General features: G+C 59.6%; 20 protein-coding genes and 1 pseudogene. 10 read left to right on the top strand and 11 right to left on the bottom strand.

Annotation, left to right across the window (positions count from 1 at the left end):
- Positions 1 to 10: 10 nt before the first annotated feature.
- The 10 genes from sctI (at position 11) to AC4ANE_RS21565 (ending at position 6540) form a co-directional block, all read left to right on the top strand.
- Complete coding sequence (gene sctI / locus AC4ANE_RS21610; protein ID WP_002552402.1) at positions 11 to 385, top strand: type III secretion system inner rod subunit SctI; 375 nt, start codon at positions 11 to 13, stop codon at positions 383 to 385.
- 8 nt (positions 386 to 393) lie between these two features.
- Positions 394 to 1200 (top strand): type III secretion system inner membrane ring lipoprotein SctJ, encoded by an 807-nt coding sequence (sctJ, locus tag AC4ANE_RS21605; protein ID WP_002552403.1) that lies wholly within the window; start codon positions 394 to 396, stop codon positions 1198 to 1200.
- The gene (locus tag AC4ANE_RS21600) at positions 1200 to 1727 is read left to right on the top strand and encodes a hypothetical protein (protein ID WP_002552404.1); all 528 of its coding nucleotides are present in this window, start codon (positions 1200 to 1202) and stop codon (positions 1725 to 1727) included. The genes sctJ and AC4ANE_RS21600 overlap by 1 nt, the downstream gene beginning before the upstream one ends.
- A 35-nt stretch (positions 1728 to 1762) precedes the next feature.
- Complete coding sequence (gene sctL, locus AC4ANE_RS21595) at positions 1763 to 2344, top strand: type III secretion system stator protein SctL (protein ID WP_002552405.1); 582 nt, start codon at positions 1763 to 1765, stop codon at positions 2342 to 2344.
- Between the two features lie 83 nt (positions 2345 to 2427).
- A complete protein-coding gene (locus AC4ANE_RS21590; RefSeq protein ID WP_002552406.1) occupies positions 2428 to 2652 on the top strand; it encodes a type III secretion protein in 225 nt (74 codons plus the stop codon).
- A complete protein-coding gene (locus AC4ANE_RS21585; protein ID WP_002552407.1) occupies positions 2639 to 3070 on the top strand; it encodes a type III secretion system protein HrpG in 432 nt (143 codons plus the stop codon). The genes AC4ANE_RS21590 and AC4ANE_RS21585 overlap by 14 nt, the downstream gene beginning before the upstream one ends.
- 1 nt (position 3071) lies before the next feature.
- Positions 3072 to 5171: a type III secretion system outer membrane ring subunit SctC gene (sctC, locus tag AC4ANE_RS21580; protein WP_002552408.1), complete on the top strand. Its 2100-nt coding sequence runs from the start codon at positions 3072 to 3074 to the stop codon at positions 5169 to 5171.
- Positions 5168 to 5371, top strand: coding sequence for an HrpT family type III secretion system protein (hrpT, locus tag AC4ANE_RS21575; RefSeq protein ID WP_002552409.1), 204 nt, complete (start codon positions 5168 to 5170; stop codon positions 5369 to 5371). Before sctC ends, hrpT begins: the two co-directional genes overlap by 4 nt.
- A 2-nt stretch (positions 5372 to 5373) precedes the next feature.
- Positions 5374 to 5721, top strand: a complete 348-nt coding sequence (locus AC4ANE_RS21570) for a hypothetical protein (RefSeq protein WP_031595343.1) — start codon at positions 5374 to 5376, stop codon at positions 5719 to 5721.
- 351 nt (positions 5722 to 6072) lie between these two features.
- Positions 6073 to 6540 (top strand): hypothetical protein, encoded by a 468-nt coding sequence (locus AC4ANE_RS21565; protein WP_002552411.1) that lies wholly within the window; start codon positions 6073 to 6075, stop codon positions 6538 to 6540.
- 89 nt (positions 6541 to 6629) lie between these two features.
- Here AC4ANE_RS21565 and AC4ANE_RS21560 read toward each other — a convergent pair.
- The 11 genes and pseudogenes from AC4ANE_RS21560 to sctD all read right to left on the bottom strand — a co-directional run.
- Positions 6630 to 6734, bottom strand: a pseudogene (locus AC4ANE_RS21560) (transposase domain-containing protein); the annotation flags it as partial.
- A gap of 51 nt (positions 6735 to 6785) precedes the next feature.
- Positions 6786 to 7865 (bottom strand): type III secretion system export apparatus subunit SctU, encoded by a 1080-nt coding sequence (sctU, locus tag AC4ANE_RS21555; RefSeq protein ID WP_004666089.1) that lies wholly within the window; start codon positions 7863 to 7865, stop codon positions 6786 to 6788.
- Positions 7862 to 8656, bottom strand: a complete 795-nt coding sequence (gene sctT / locus AC4ANE_RS21550; RefSeq protein WP_002552412.1) for a type III secretion system export apparatus subunit SctT — start codon at positions 8654 to 8656, stop codon at positions 7862 to 7864. The genes sctU and sctT overlap by 4 nt, the downstream gene beginning before the upstream one ends.
- Positions 8657 to 8923, bottom strand: coding sequence for a type III secretion system export apparatus subunit SctS (gene sctS / locus AC4ANE_RS21545; protein WP_002552413.1), 267 nt, complete (start codon positions 8921 to 8923; stop codon positions 8657 to 8659).
- Between the two features lie 7 nt (positions 8924 to 8930).
- Positions 8931 to 9584, bottom strand: coding sequence for a type III secretion system export apparatus subunit SctR (gene sctR, locus AC4ANE_RS21540; RefSeq protein ID WP_002552414.1), 654 nt, complete (start codon positions 9582 to 9584; stop codon positions 8931 to 8933).
- A complete protein-coding gene (locus AC4ANE_RS21535; RefSeq protein ID WP_002552415.1) occupies positions 9581 to 9970 on the bottom strand; it encodes a FliM/FliN family flagellar motor switch protein in 390 nt (129 codons plus the stop codon). Before AC4ANE_RS21535 ends, sctR begins: the two co-directional genes overlap by 4 nt.
- Entirely contained in the window at positions 9960 to 10676 is a 717-nt protein-coding gene (locus AC4ANE_RS21530; protein ID WP_002552416.1) for a hypothetical protein, read from the bottom strand. Before AC4ANE_RS21530 ends, AC4ANE_RS21535 begins: the two co-directional genes overlap by 11 nt.
- Positions 10673 to 11245: a type III secretion system HrpP C-terminal domain-containing protein gene (locus AC4ANE_RS21525; RefSeq protein WP_002552417.1), complete on the bottom strand. Its 573-nt coding sequence runs from the start codon at positions 11243 to 11245 to the stop codon at positions 10673 to 10675. The genes AC4ANE_RS21530 and AC4ANE_RS21525 overlap by 4 nt, the downstream gene beginning before the upstream one ends.
- Before the next feature lie 6 nt (positions 11246 to 11251).
- Positions 11252 to 11698 (bottom strand): YscO family type III secretion system apparatus protein, encoded by a 447-nt coding sequence (locus tag AC4ANE_RS21520; protein ID WP_002552418.1) that lies wholly within the window; start codon positions 11696 to 11698, stop codon positions 11252 to 11254.
- A 2-nt stretch (positions 11699 to 11700) separates the two neighbouring features.
- Positions 11701 to 13050: a FliI/YscN family ATPase gene (locus AC4ANE_RS21515; protein ID WP_002552419.1), complete on the bottom strand. Its 1350-nt coding sequence runs from the start codon at positions 13048 to 13050 to the stop codon at positions 11701 to 11703.
- Positions 13047 to 14021, bottom strand: coding sequence for a type III secretion system inner membrane ring subunit SctD (gene sctD / locus AC4ANE_RS21510; protein WP_010203248.1), 975 nt, complete (start codon positions 14019 to 14021; stop codon positions 13047 to 13049). Before sctD ends, AC4ANE_RS21515 begins: the two co-directional genes overlap by 4 nt.
- Positions 14022 to 14037 lie beyond the last annotated feature (16 nt).

The following is a 14037-nucleotide window of genomic DNA, read 5'->3' as shown; positions in this document are numbered from 1 at the left end:
GAGAACTCAAGTGACCGTTTCCCACCTTGGTAATGTTAAAAACATCTCGCCGGAACTTGGGCAGGATGTGCCACAAGGGCTCGTTTCAGAACCTCCCCAGGCGGATGTCGATATCTTCACCGCCGCAACGCGCCCGGATAATGTTTCAAGCGGTGCACCGCTTTCCGAGCATATCGCCAGCGCGATTTCCGGCGGTCTGGGCGAAACCGAAAAAATGTCCCAGCAAGCCATGCGCTCCATGAAAAAGGCCTCGGGCAGCGGAGAGGCACTGGATATCGCGGCGATGACTCGCACATTGTCGCAATGCTCGCTGCAGACAGCGCTCACGACCAAAGTCGTCAGCAAGACTGCGCAGGCAATCGACAAGCTGACCAACCTGCAGTAGAGGTTCTCGTGAAATTTCTGAGCGCAGGGCTGCTGTTGTTTTGCATGTTGTTGCTTGGCGGGTGCAGTGATGAAACCGATCTTTTCACTGGCTTGTCCGAGCAGGACTCCAACGAGGTGGTTGCACGCCTTGCGGATCAGCACATCGATGCGCGCAAGCGCCTTGAAAAGACCGGTGTCGTGGTTACGGTCGCAACCAGCGACATGAACCGCGCCGTACGTGTGCTTAACGCTGCCGGCCTGCCACGCCAGTCGCGCGCCAGTCTGGGCGACATCTTCAAGAAAGAAGGGGTCATCTCGACTCCTCTCGAAGAGCGTGCCCGCTACATCTATGCCCTGTCTCAGGAGCTTGAAGCCACGTTGTCGCAGATAGACGGTGTCATCGTGGCCAGAGTGCATGTGGTGCTGCCGGAGCGCATCGCTCCGGGCGAGCCGGTGCAACCTGCTTCCGCGGCCGTATTCATCAAGCACTCGGCTGCGCTGGACCCGGACAGTGTGCGTGGGCGTATTCAGCAGATGGTCGCCAGCAGCATCCCCGGCATGTCTGCGCAATCGGCAGAATCGAAGAAATTTTCCATCGTTTTTGTACCGGCCACCGAGTTTCAGGAAACGACGCAATGGGCCAGCTTCGGACCGTTCGAGCTCGACAGCGAAGAGTTGCCGTTCTGGCACCTGATGCTTTGGCTGGTACCGGCCGGTGTTGTCGTATTGCTGCTGATTATTGCGCTGCTGCTGCGCAGTGACTGGCGTGCCGCGCTGCTTCGTCGGATCGGGTTCGGCGCGCGGAGTCGCTCAACCGTACCGGCGCGTGCCTGATGGAGCTGATTGCCGAGGACCACTGGGTTCAATGGTGGTGCAACCCCTGGCAGTTTGCGCATCCGGACTGGCAAAGCCGTTTTGCCTTGAACTGCGGCCTGACACTCAGTGACTGTGATGGGCTGATAGCCAGTCGTCACAGCGTATTTTTGCAGAGTGTCGGCATTGAACCCGATCAACCGCCGATGCCTGCTGAGCCGGTGTTGCGCTGGCTGGCGCTGACACCTTTACAGCGTGAGCAGGCGCTGGATCTGGCCCGGCGCATCTGCTTTTGCCGAAATGAAAGCGATGGCGCTGACGGGCAATGGTGCTGGGCGCTGACCAAAGCGCTGCGTCCCGGCGTCTGGCTGGAACTTGCCAACGAAGACCCTCGCTTGCTGTTGGGGGCCTGGCTGGGGCCTGAGTATTGGTCGCGATTGCGTCTGGCCTGGGCGCCAGATGAGCTTCCCGACACCCCGTGCGAGGCACCCGAGAATAAACTTCAGACGATGTGGCAGGCCATTTTATGGCGTGTCACGGCGGTTTGAATTCGATCCGGTTCGCTCTGTATCAGGAATTCCCCATGCTCGCCAAACGCAGTATTACGCTGACTGCCACTGCGCTTCTGCCTGAACCTGTGCTGCGTCGTGAAGACATTGCCAACAGCCTGCTGGCTCGTGATGTTCTAGCCGACGCGCAGCGCCAGGCAGAGCAAATGCTGGTTCTCGAACAACAGAAGGCCGACCTTGTGCATCAGCAGGCGCTGGCCAGCTTCTGGGAAAACGCCAATGCGTTCCTCGCTGAACTGCAGGTGCAGCGTGAAGTGTTACAGCAGCAAGCAATGGCTGCCGTAGAGGAATTGCTCAGCGAGTCGCTTCGGCACCTGCTTGACGACACGACGCTGGCCGAGCGCGCCAGGGCACTGGTGAAAAATCTCGCGGCCAGTCAGCTCAACGAAGCGGTGGCGACCCTCAGCGTTCATCCCGACATGGCCGAGCCGGTCGCCGAGTGGCTGGCTGACAGCCGGTTTGCCCAATACTGGCAGCTTAAGCGCGACGCATCGCTGACCACCGAACGCCTGCGTCTGAGCGATGCCAATGGCGCGTTCGACATCGATTGGGCGACGCTGCGCAACGGGCTGGCAGGCCGTGACTCGTCTGCCTGAAACAGGCTCTTGCGCCGAAAATGGAACCGCTCCAGCCGTTTGCTCCACTCAAGGTTTGAACCTTCCTGCTGGAGTAAAAGGACATGATAAGTTTCAAATCTCTGCAAAATAACCTCGACAGCACGCTGAATCGCGCCTTGTCCGACGTGGATGACGTGCTTGAGGGTGGCAACGGACATTTCACTGCCGATGACATTGATGCCTTCGGTGAGGCAAGTCAGCAAGCCGCTGTCAGTTCCAACATCGCTGACCAGTGCCAGCAAGCCGGCTACAAAATGACCAAAAATGTCATCGATGGATTTCAGTGAGTTCGCTGAGGTCGTCGGCCAGTGGTGTGATCAGCGTCCAGCGACTGCGCTGGACTGCTGGGTCGACGACGCCAACGTCCGCCTGGAAGTGGTTGGTCATGGAATACGTTGCAGCATTGAGCTGCTCGATCCCTACGATGCCAATGACTCCCAACGCATCGAGGCGTTGCTCAGCCACGGGGGTGCCAGCCTTGCGTGTGCCTGTGATGGCGCCTTCGCCATTGATCCGCAGACCCGCTGCATAGTCCTGGTCACCTGGATACCCAACCCCTGCAACCTCGCCGATCTACTCGATCGCCTTGAAAGCCTGGCCAATCAGCGTGCGGCCTTGCTCAGCCTGATGCAGACCACCATTGGCGACATGACGCCCGCGATATCCGGGCGCACGACCCTCAATCACCGGCAACCGGGAGTTTGAAATGCGCAAGGCCTTGATGTGGTTGCCTTTATTGTTGATCGGGTTGACCCCTGTTACATGGGCGGTCACCCCCGAAGCCTGGAAACACACGGCTTACGCCTACGACGCCCGGCAGACTGAACTGACCACGGCGCTGGCTGACTTTGCCAAAGAGTTCGGCATGGCGCTGGACATGCCGTCCATTCCAGGAACGCTCGATGGCCGGATTCGTGCCCAGAGCCCGGAAGAGTTTCTCGACCGGCTTGGTCAGGAATACCACTTCCAGTGGTTTGTCTATAACGACACGCTCTACGTCAGCCCGTCCAGCGAACACACCTCGGCGCGCGTAGAAGTCTCATCCGATGCGGTAGATGACTTGCAGACGGCGTTGACTGATGTAGGCCTGCTGGATAAACGCTTTGGCTGGGGCGTCCTGCCTAACGAGGGTGTGGTGCTGGTTCGCGGCCCGGCAAAATACGTGGAACTGGTTCGTGACTACAGCAAAAAAGTCGAGACGCCGGAAAAGGGCGACAAGCAAGACATTGTTGTGTTTCCGCTCAAATACGCCAACGCGTCGGACCGGACCATTCGTTATCGTGATCAACAACTGACGGTAGCGGGTGTCGCCAGCATTCTTCAGGATTTGCTCGACACGCGTTCTCGCGGCGAAGCCATCAATGGCATCAACCTGTTGGGGCACGGTGGCGCAAATGCCGGACTCGCGGGTGGCGACGCGGACACTCAAAGCCTGCCTCTGGATTCCAGCGGCATCGATACCGGCGCCTTGCAACAGGGCCTTGATCGGGTGTTGAGCTATGGCAGCGGCAGCAAGAAATCCGGGAAAAGCCGTTCCGGTGGCCGCGCGAACATTCGTGTAACAGCCGATGTACGCAACAACGCGGTACTGATTTATGACTTGCCGTCGCGCAAGCCGATGTACGAGAAACTCATCAAGGAACTGGACGTCTCACGCAACCTGATCGAAATCGATGCGGTGATCCTCGACATTGATCGCAACGAGCTGGCGGAGCTCTCCAGTCGCTGGAATTTCAACGCAGGCAGCGTCGGCGGAGGCGTCAACCTGTTCGACGCGGGCACCAGTTCGACGATGTTCATTCAGAACGCGGGCAAGTTTTCTGCAGAGTTGCATGCGCTGGAAGGCAACGGTTCAGCGTCCGTGATCGGCAACCCATCCATTCTTACCCTGGAAAATCAGCCGGCTGTCATTGACTTCAGCCGGACTGAATACATCACGGCGACGTCAGAACGCGTCGCCAATATCGAGCCCATCACCGCCGGGACCAGTCTGCAGGTGATCCCGCGTTCACTGGACCACGATGGCAAGCCTCAGGTGCAACTGATTGTCGACATTGAAGACGGCCAGATCGATATCTCCGATATCAACGATACGCAACCCAGTGTGCGCAAAGGCAACGTCAGCACCCAGGCCGTCATCGCCGAACATGGTTCGCTGGTGATCGGCGGTTTCCACGGGCTGGAAGCCAATGACAAGGTCCACAAGATTCCCTTGCTGGGCGACATTCCCTACATCGGCAAGCTGTTGTTCCAGTCCCGCAGCCGTGAACTGAGCCAGCGCGAACGTCTGTTCATTCTGACGCCGCGGCTGATTGGTGATCAGGTCAACCCGGCTCGCTATGTGCAAAACGGTAACCCGCATGACGTCGATGATCAGATGAAAAGGATCAAGGAGCGACGCGACGGTGGAGAGTTGCCGACCCGCGGCGATGTCCAGAAGGTCTTCACGCAGATGGTCGATGGAACTGCCCCCGTGGGTATGCGCACCGGCGAAACACTGCCATTTGAAACTGATAGCCTTTGTGATCCGGGCGCGGGGCTGACGCTCGACGCTCAACGTTCGCAGTGGTACGCCAGAAAGGATTGGGGTGTTGCGGTTGTCGTGGCGCACAACAATACCGACAAACCGGTACGTATCGACGAGAGCCGCTGCGGCGGTCGCTGGGTCATCGGTGTTGCCGCCTGGCCTCACGCCTGGCTGCAACCGGGTGAAGAGAGCGAGGTGTATATCGCTGTGCGCCAGCCACAGATATCGAAAATGGCGAAAGAGAGTCGGCCATCACTGCTCAAGGGAGCGAAACCATGAAGATCAGTAGCATTGCAGTTGTGCTGGTGCTGTTCGCTACCCTGTCGGGGTGTGCCACCCATGGATGTACGGGAGTTGCCTGCAAACGTCCGGACTCCACAAACCGCGAACTGGTCATCTGGTGGCCGCCGGACATGCGCGACGGTCTGGACGACCAGGACCACGAGCGGGATTACACAGTCGTGAAGTTAAAGGATTAGAAATGATTGAGGTAAAGGAAAAAGCGGCGTTCTACTACAACGTCGCTGCCCAGAGTCCTGCTGTCTGGCCGGTGGCAAACGGAGTGTCCTTCGTCAGTCGGCGCGAGCATCATGACTGGGGCATCGCGCTGCACATCGAAGGGCGTGCGCTGCGTCCCGAGCAACTGAGAGAGGCGCTGCAAATGAGGTTCTCAGAGGCCGAGCGGTTCCGTAACTACGTTCTGTTTCTGGATGTACAGCGTGATTTTGTAGTGTGGCATGCCGTAAGCGACGCGCCGGATGCCGTCACCAACCTGGATGACATACGGCGACATGAGTTGATGCTGGCAGGCCTGGAACACCTGGCTTAGGCAATTCTGCCAGCATGAAAGAAGACCGCCCCTGCAGAGGAGGCGGTTTTTTTTTGGGGCAACTGAAAGAGGCAAGCTACAAGGTAAGCGTTAAGCGTCCGGGCATCACACCTTGCGTGATGAAACCGGTTGGCACTTAGAGGTTTTTCCTGGTTTCTCGATTCGGAGCCGCAGCGCGTCAAAGTCAGTTCAGGCTTGGGCAGATAGCTCACGCAGTGCTCGCCTGATAACCCCCCCGCCCGGGGATTAGCCGAGTGCTCCCCCTGAGGTACTGTGTCAAACTATGTCGTTTTTACCCGTAGCTCCTGGTTTCGTTAGGGGCTTTTTCATGCTCAGGACGAGTCATTCAAGATGTTGATGAAGCTGGCGCCGAAGAAGCGGCGCAACCCGCGTAATTTCTACCTAGGTATCGCTGCGGTGCTCCTGGTTGCCGGGATTGGGCGCTATTTCTCGCTCAAGGCAGAGCAGGAGAAGGTGGCCCAACAGGCTCTGCTTGTCGAGCGCCTCGCCCAGTTGGACGCGACCCTGCCAAAGCAACTGGATGCAATTACCACCCTTGAGTACGTGGGTTTGAGGTACGGTGACACGATCTTCTACCGCTACAGGATCGACTTGCCAGCTAGCAGCCTCTCCGAGGAACGCAAGGCCAGCATGGAGGCGAGAATACGTCTTGGTCTGGACCAACTGGCCTGCAAGGAACCGCAGTTGCTGGCTATGATGCGCAGGTTCAAGTTTCACCAGGAGCATAGCTACCTGGCCAGGGACAGCACGCTCTTTTCCATTGAACTTCACCCTGAACAGTTGAGCTGCCCAGGGTGAAGCCGATAATGGGAGCCGTCGCTCGTTCTTCGCCTCACGCCATTCCCTGAACCGCAAGCGTTCAGCAACTCCGTCTTGCATGACTGAAACGGCATCCGCTTATGCGGCAGCAGTTGATCAACTTCACTCGGCTGCGGCGTCGGTAGGTATGTGAGGACATCCTTCAGATAAGTGTACGGATCATGCCGATTGAGCTACGTTGAGTGCAGCGCTGGCGATGGAGGCTCCGGCTTGCAGCTCCCAGCTTAAAGCTCCACCTCAACCTGAATCACTTCATCGGTGATTTCATCCAGCTGGCGAACCACTTTGTAGATGTGCCCGACAGCTTGCAGCGTGGGGCGAGGGATGTATTTGCCCACCTTGGCGCGGTACAGCGTTCTTGTCAGCCAGATGCTCTGCACCACCGGGATACCGGCCTTTTTGGCCCGAGCAATCAGCGCCAGCGCTTCCTCGTCCTCACCCTTGCAATGAATCAGCGGCAGAGGCGTCTCGCCTGGCCGGTAATACAGCGCCACCGCGTAGTGCGTCGGGTTGACCAGCAGCATGTCTGCTTCCTCCACCGGATTGGGGGCGGCGCTGGGCTCCTGGTTGAGGATTTCATGGGACAGTTGTCGACGATGGCCTTTGACATGAGGATCGCCTTCGGACTGTTTGTATTCTTTTTTGATGTCCTCGTGGCTCATGCGCAGCTTCTTGGCGTGAAAGTATTTCTGCATGGCGAAGTCGACCATGGCGACGACCAGCAGCAACCCCAGAATCACGCGCAAAATATGACGAAAGAGTTCGACCAATGCGTGCCAGTACGTCGTCAGATCGCTGTTGGCCAGCAGGATAAGAGCGCCCAGCGCGGGCTTGACCTGCATGTACAAGGTCGCGCCAATGGCAACAGCCTTGAGGATACTGAGCAGCAGGTTGAGGATGTTCTGCCCGGAAAACATCTGCTTGGCATGCGAGAAGGGGTTGATCTTGTTGATGTCCAGCTTCAAGGCCTTGGGCGCGAACAGAAAGCCGATCTGCATCCAGCTGCTGACCAGGCGCATCAACATGGCCATGCCGACGCTGCATAACGTGAAGCTGAGCAACACGGAAAGGCCTTCGCTGGCGATCAGCTCGACGGATGCAGCGAAGCTCCGGTCAATACCTTTGAAAGACAGTGCGAGCAAGGCCTGCAACCGGTCGACGCTGTCATCGGCCAGGCCCAGGGTGATTTCACTGACGACCATCAGTACCAGCAGTTTGCCAAGGTCCTGACTCTGCCCCACCTGACCTTTTTCGCGAGCGTCACGTATCTGTTTGGGGGTAGCCTTTTCGGTTTTTTCACTCACGGCACTTGCACCAGAAGCGCCAGCAGCGACTTCAGATCAACCAGCTTCAACAGTTGACCGGTGCCCAGCTCCAGCAGCGTTGGCAGGTAGATCAACAGAAAGGCCAGGCCGGCCATGCTTTTGGCTGGCATGGCCAGAATCGATACGTTCAGTTGCTGTGCATACAGGCCGATGATCGCAAACGCGGCTTCGATCAACAGTAGCAGGGCAATGAAGGGCGCGGCATACAACAGCATGTGTTGCATGGTCTGGTTGAGCTGTTCCAGAAAGACGTCCAGACCGCCTGCGGTCATGCCCGGCAGCCAGGCAGTCGGTGGCCAGACGCTGTAGCTGTCCCAGATGACCTGAGTGATGAGTGAAAGACCGCCAGTGAGAATCACCAGCATGATCAGGGTTTCCTGAAACAAATCGCCCAGCGGTGTGGCGTCCGGACCGAGGGCCGGGTTCAACTGGCCACCGCTGAGCGCCCCGCGCTGACTGTCGAGCAGGGCGCCGACCGAGGCAAACATCCAGAACGGCGCATACAGCAACAGCCCCAATAGCGTGCCCAGTACCGCCTCTTTGATCATCAGGCCGCCGATGGCAAACCAGTTATCGTCAAGAGAACCCAGCGCGCGGCTGATTGCGGGGGCCGGGACCATCGCCAGCACGGCCACTACCGCATAGCGCAGCGGGCCTTTCAGGTATTTGAAACAGAAGGCTGGCACCAGAAGCATGCACGGCAGCAGGCGCGCCATCGCCAGACCCATGCCCAGCATGAATTGAAACGCTTCGTGGGCGTCGAAGGGCATTTAGTGATTGACCCCGGACCGTGCAATCAGGTCGAAAGCCATATTGATGAACTGAATCAGCTCGACGCCGATCCAGCGGCCGGTCATGGCCAGGGTCAGCCCGACCGCCCCGAGCTTGATGCCGAAGGGCAGCGTCTGATCCTGAATCTGCATGAGTGCCTGCAGCAGCGAGGTGAGCACCCCGACCAGCACAGCGACACCCAGCGGCGGAGCGGTCAGGATGACGACCAGAAACATGCCTTGCTTGAACAACGCCAACGCTTCCATGGCCGCCTCACATATACGAATAGAAGAGGCTGTCGAGCAGGCGGGACCAACCCGACACCAGCACGAACAGCAGCAGCTTGAGCGGCAACGACAGGGTCATCGGCGAGACCATCTGCATGCCCAGGGCCAGTAGCAGGTTGGAGACAATCAGGTCGATGACGATGAAAGGGATATAGATCAGAAAACCGATCTCGAAACCGGCCTGCAGTTCCGACAGCACAAAGGCCGGAATCGCCAGCAACAGGTCGTTTTTGTTGGCCTGATCGGCCATTTCCTTGGGCCACATACGCTGGGTATTTTCCAGCAGATGGGCGACCACATCCGGGTCGGTATTGCGCGTCATGAAGCGTTGCAGTGGCTCGATCACTGTTTTCAGACTGCTCTGCAGCTTGTCGGCGCTGCCCAGTTCCAGCGGGTGTTCATGGACCCGCTGCTGGATCTCATGCGCCACCGGGGCCATGACGAACATGGTTGCGGCCAGGGCGATGCCGTACAGGGCCATGTTCGGCGGCACCTGCTGAACGCCAATTGCGTTGCGGGTGATCAGCAGGGTCATGGCGATTTTCAGAAAGGCGGTGCAGACAATCAACAGAAAGGGGATCAGTGACAGCGAGCCGAGAAACAGCGCCAGCATGATCGGGTTTACGCCCTCCATGATCATGATCGGGTCACCAGGCGGGTAATCTGCAGACCCAGGCGACCCTCGACATCCACCAGCTCACCCTCGGCCACCACCTGTTCGCCATGGCACAACGTCGCGTGCCCCGGCGAAATGCCGGTGACTTCAAGGATAGTCCCGGCATCCAGCCGGCGCAGTTCGGCGAGCGTCAGCCTGAGCTCGCCGCAACGCAGGGTCAGGTCCAGTGCCAGCGAATCGAGTGCCGGGGGCTCGTCCTGTTCTTCCTGCGCTGCGTGATCGTCCGGTTCGGCCGTCGCATACCCGGATGGCTCGCCGTCTTCTTCTTCGGACCAGTGCTGTTCAGTCGATGGGTCTTCATAGTCGTCGAGCATCTCGACATCTTCCTGATACAGATCTTCAGTACTCATGGTGGCGGTGCTCCTCATGACTGAGCCGCAAAAAAAGACGCTGCGCGTGCTGGTCGGTCTGCGCCGCCCATTGCCGTCCTGCCAGGCTCAGGAACCCTTGACCGGCGCTGTCGAACTGGCAGTGGGCGGGCAGTACCACGTCACCGGGGCGCAGCGAGGCGATTTGTTCCCGGGTCAGCGACATTTCACCGATGATCAGGGGGCTGGCCACTGACCAGGACTCGTCCACAGTGCGCGTGCGGGCTTGCCAGGACGCTGATCGCAGCAGCCTGAGCAGTGTGTCGGGCGTTGCATGCAAGTGCGCGTGAAGCTGCTCACCACCACGCCGTATCTGAACCCGGCAGCCCAGGGTGGGTGCTTGCGGTTTGTTGTGCAGGGGTTCGACCGGTGCCAGCAGTCGGGCAATGGTCGGGCTCAGACGTTGATTGAACAGCTGCCAGTACCAGGCTTGTTGCTCGCCCCCGAGCGTAAAGGGGATATCGCCCAGCAGGCTGAGCAGCGCTTCGGCGTCGCTCAGCAACAGGGGCCCGATGGCTGTGCTCAGCCAGACAGCACCTGCCGGTTCGCCTGTGTCGGCAAGCAGTGGCAACAGGGTCAGTTCGGCGTCCTGACCTGCGGCGCTGAAGCCCAGGCTCTGACCGGCACCCAGCTCACGCGTGGCCTGAGCCAGCAGGGCATCGACCTTGCGCAGACGCAGCGCGCTCATGCTGCAAGATCTTCATGCAGGTCCAGCTCAACGTCATGGCCGAGTGCCCGCGACAGTGAGTCACGGCATGCGCCGGTATGACCCTGCAAACGTTTCAGAACGTCGCGACGGGCGAAGCCCAGCTGGATGCTCCAACGGTGTTCGGTTTTTTCGGCATTGACGCGTACTGTCCCCAGGCTGGGCATCAGCAGGGTAAACGCCAGCGGGCCGGCGGGCTGTTCGGGCAAGCGCTGCGCCAGCTCGTCGATCAATTGGGTCGGTACATTTTCGGCGTGTGCGGGGAGGGCGATGCTGCTGCCGCCGAAACCTTGCTGATCAGGCTCTTCACCGACCTGAGGTATCAGCAGTTGGGAAAAGAACAGGCCGTCGGCGCTCTCCGGTGTCTCTGTCGCCGAACGGTTTTGTGCGAAGCGGACCTTCGGCATGTCGGTACGCGTTGTGCTGCCAAAAGCCGGTGGCTTGTCATCAGCCTTGTCCGGTGCGCGCTGCGTGGGCGCAGAAGGCGGTGTGGCATGCACTACGGGTGGTGCCGTTGGCGCTTTGGCCGGGTGTTTGATCGGTGCGGTCATCGTCACTTAACCTTCTTCGTTGAGCGTCTCCTCCATGCAGGCGAGTTTCTCGACCGCCCGCTGAGACGCTTTGGCTTGCAGGCGCTTCTGCTCAAGCAACGCCTGCTGTTCGGCTACCCGCAATTGCTGTTGCTGCACGTCCTGCCGAATACAGGCCAGGCGGTCGAGCATGTGTTTTTCTTTCTCATGCCATCGGTCGATATCGTTCGGGCTGATGGTCTTTTCCAGGTGTTCCTGAGACAGGCCCTCGCGACGCCGCTTGTGGTTGTCACGTTCCTGATCCAGCGATGCCCGTGTTTTTGATAAGTGGTCGAGCATCGATTTCAGTTCCACCTGCGCGTGGCGATGAGCCCGTTCAGCGCTCGCCTGACGATGCTGGCGCAGCGGGGTCAGCAAGCTGATCACCTGTTCCAGTGCTGCTCGCTGCGGATCGTCTTCCAGTGTGTCTTCCATCGTTACTCCGGCAGTCTGGAAGTGAGCCGCAGCAACCCGTCCAGGGTTTCCTGCAAGGGCACCGGCTCACGCAGGTCCTGGCGCAGAAATTCGTTGATGTCGTCATTCAGTTGCACCGCGCAATCGGTCACCGGGTCTGCACCGGCCTGGTATTCGCCCAGCCGCAGGAGCATTTCCACTTGTTTGTAGGCAGCCAGTAGCTGGCGCAGACGATTGTTCGCTCGCTGGTGTTCGCGGCCGGTGACATTGCTGAGGATCCGGCTGATGCTGGCGGATACGTCAATGGCGGGGTAATGCCCGCGCTCGGCCAGCTTGCGGGACAGCACGATGTGCCCGTCGAGCAGTGAACGCACTTCATCCGCCACCGGATCGTTCATCGAGTCCTGCTCGATCAGCACGGTGTAGAGTGCGGTGATCGAGCCGTTCTCGCTCATGCCGGCGCGCTCGACCAGGCGTGGCAGCAAGGTGTAAACCGAGGGTGGCAGGCCGCCACGCCCCAACGGTTCGCCCGAGGCAATCCCTATCTCCCGCTGCGCACGGGCAAACCGGGTCAGGGAGTCGAGCAGCAACAGCACTTTCTGGCCTCGTGCGCGGAATGCTTCGGCGATAGCGGTCGCGGTGAACGCTGCGCGTGCGCGCTCCATGCTTGAGCGATCAGAGGTGGCACAGACCAGCACCGAGCGGGCGCGTAGGGTTTCGTCCAGTTCATGGTCGAGAAACTCGCGCAGCTCGCGGCCCCGTTCGCCGATCAGCCCGAAGACGATGACATCGCAGCCCATGTTGCGGGCCAGTTCGGCCATCAGTGTGGTCTTGCCACAGCCAGCACCGGCGAACAGCCCCACACGTTGACCCTCGCCCAGAAGAATGGCGCTGTCGATGGCGCGTACCCCGGTGGGCAGGGCGTTGGTAATGCGCGGGCGCTGGGTGGGCGGCAAGGCGTCGGCGATCACCGGCAGTGTTTCGCGACGATCATCCGACCCGGCAAAAGCACCGAGGCAATCACCGAGCAGTGGACGTCCGAAGCCATCCAGGACGCAGCCCAGCAAACTGTCGTCAACGCCAATCCTGTGGGCGATGCCCAGCGGGCGGATCGGAGCACCGACCTGGATTCCGTCGGGTGCGCCCAAGGCGCTGAGCAGCGTACATTCCTGAGTGAAACCGACGATTTCAGCCAGCAGAAAACTGCCGTCGGCTTTGCTCACCTCGCAAAGATCGCCCACCTTGGCCGCAGGAATCTTGCATTCCAGCAGAATCCCGCGCACTGCACTGACCCGGCCACTGACGCGCACGGCGCTGTAGTCACGCAAGCGTGCTGCGTGGGCGTCTTTCCACTGGCTCAGTGCAGCATTCACCAGTTCACCTCAATGTGCCGATTGCCGTCGAATTGCAGGCGCTGATTGTCGATTCGCGTCAGGCGCAAGCCATCCACCTCGTCACCCACATAAATACGGCGGCCGTCTGCAGTCACCAGATGCGCATGCGGGCCGGTCATGATTTGAACCACCACGAAGGGCAGGGCGCTGCGTGTGCTGGCGACGTTGTCGAACACCGTCACCGGCGACTCATAGCGGTCCTTGAAACGCTGCAGCATGCGTTGATAGACCAGCAGGGATTCCTCTTTGAGATCGCCGTTGAGCACCAGCCCCTCGGCTGTTTCTTCCACGCTGACATCGGTCAGCAGCCGGTCGCTGAGCATAGTGCCCAACTGATGGCGTACCGCATCCGCGCTGGTCAGGCGTATGCGTTTATCGGCCGCGGGTTTGATGATCTTTGCCGGTGTAGGAGATGTCTCTACCGGTGCCTCTGCTGTGACCGAGGCCATGTGGCCGGGGCTTTGGTCCATTGCAATGGCGGGCGGGCGGGTCAGGCTCCAGGCGCTGCCGATGACGCCCACCAGCAAGCCGGCGATGATCCCTGTGGTACGGATGAGCGATTGCGAGCGCGACTTGACCTTTTTCAGCGGCACATCATTGCGCACAGGCTCGGGGTCGGCCTGTGGCTGTTTCGGGATGACCGCTGGCACTGAAGGCCACTCATCGCCTGCGGGCGAAACGCACAGCCACACTGAGCCCAACAAGAATGCAGTGTTGAGTGTCAGATCAATACCGGGCCGGGCGTTACCCTCTTCGTCGCACACCGCGCCTTCTTCAGCGTTCAGTGTCCAGCTGTCGTCCAGGCGTTGCAGGCGGCAATGCAGGCTTTCCACTCCTGCGTCGTCCAGTGCCAGATCGTGTTGCGCGGCAGAGCCAATCGACCATTGCTCGCCCACCAGTGGCAAGGCTGCGCCTTGGTGCTGACCGTTCAGTACGCGTAATTCAAACATCTGAAAGTCTCCCTTT

The organism is Pseudomonas sp. Pme6b (assembly GCF_058129925.1).
This window is presented reverse-complemented; position numbering and strand designations above follow the sequence as displayed.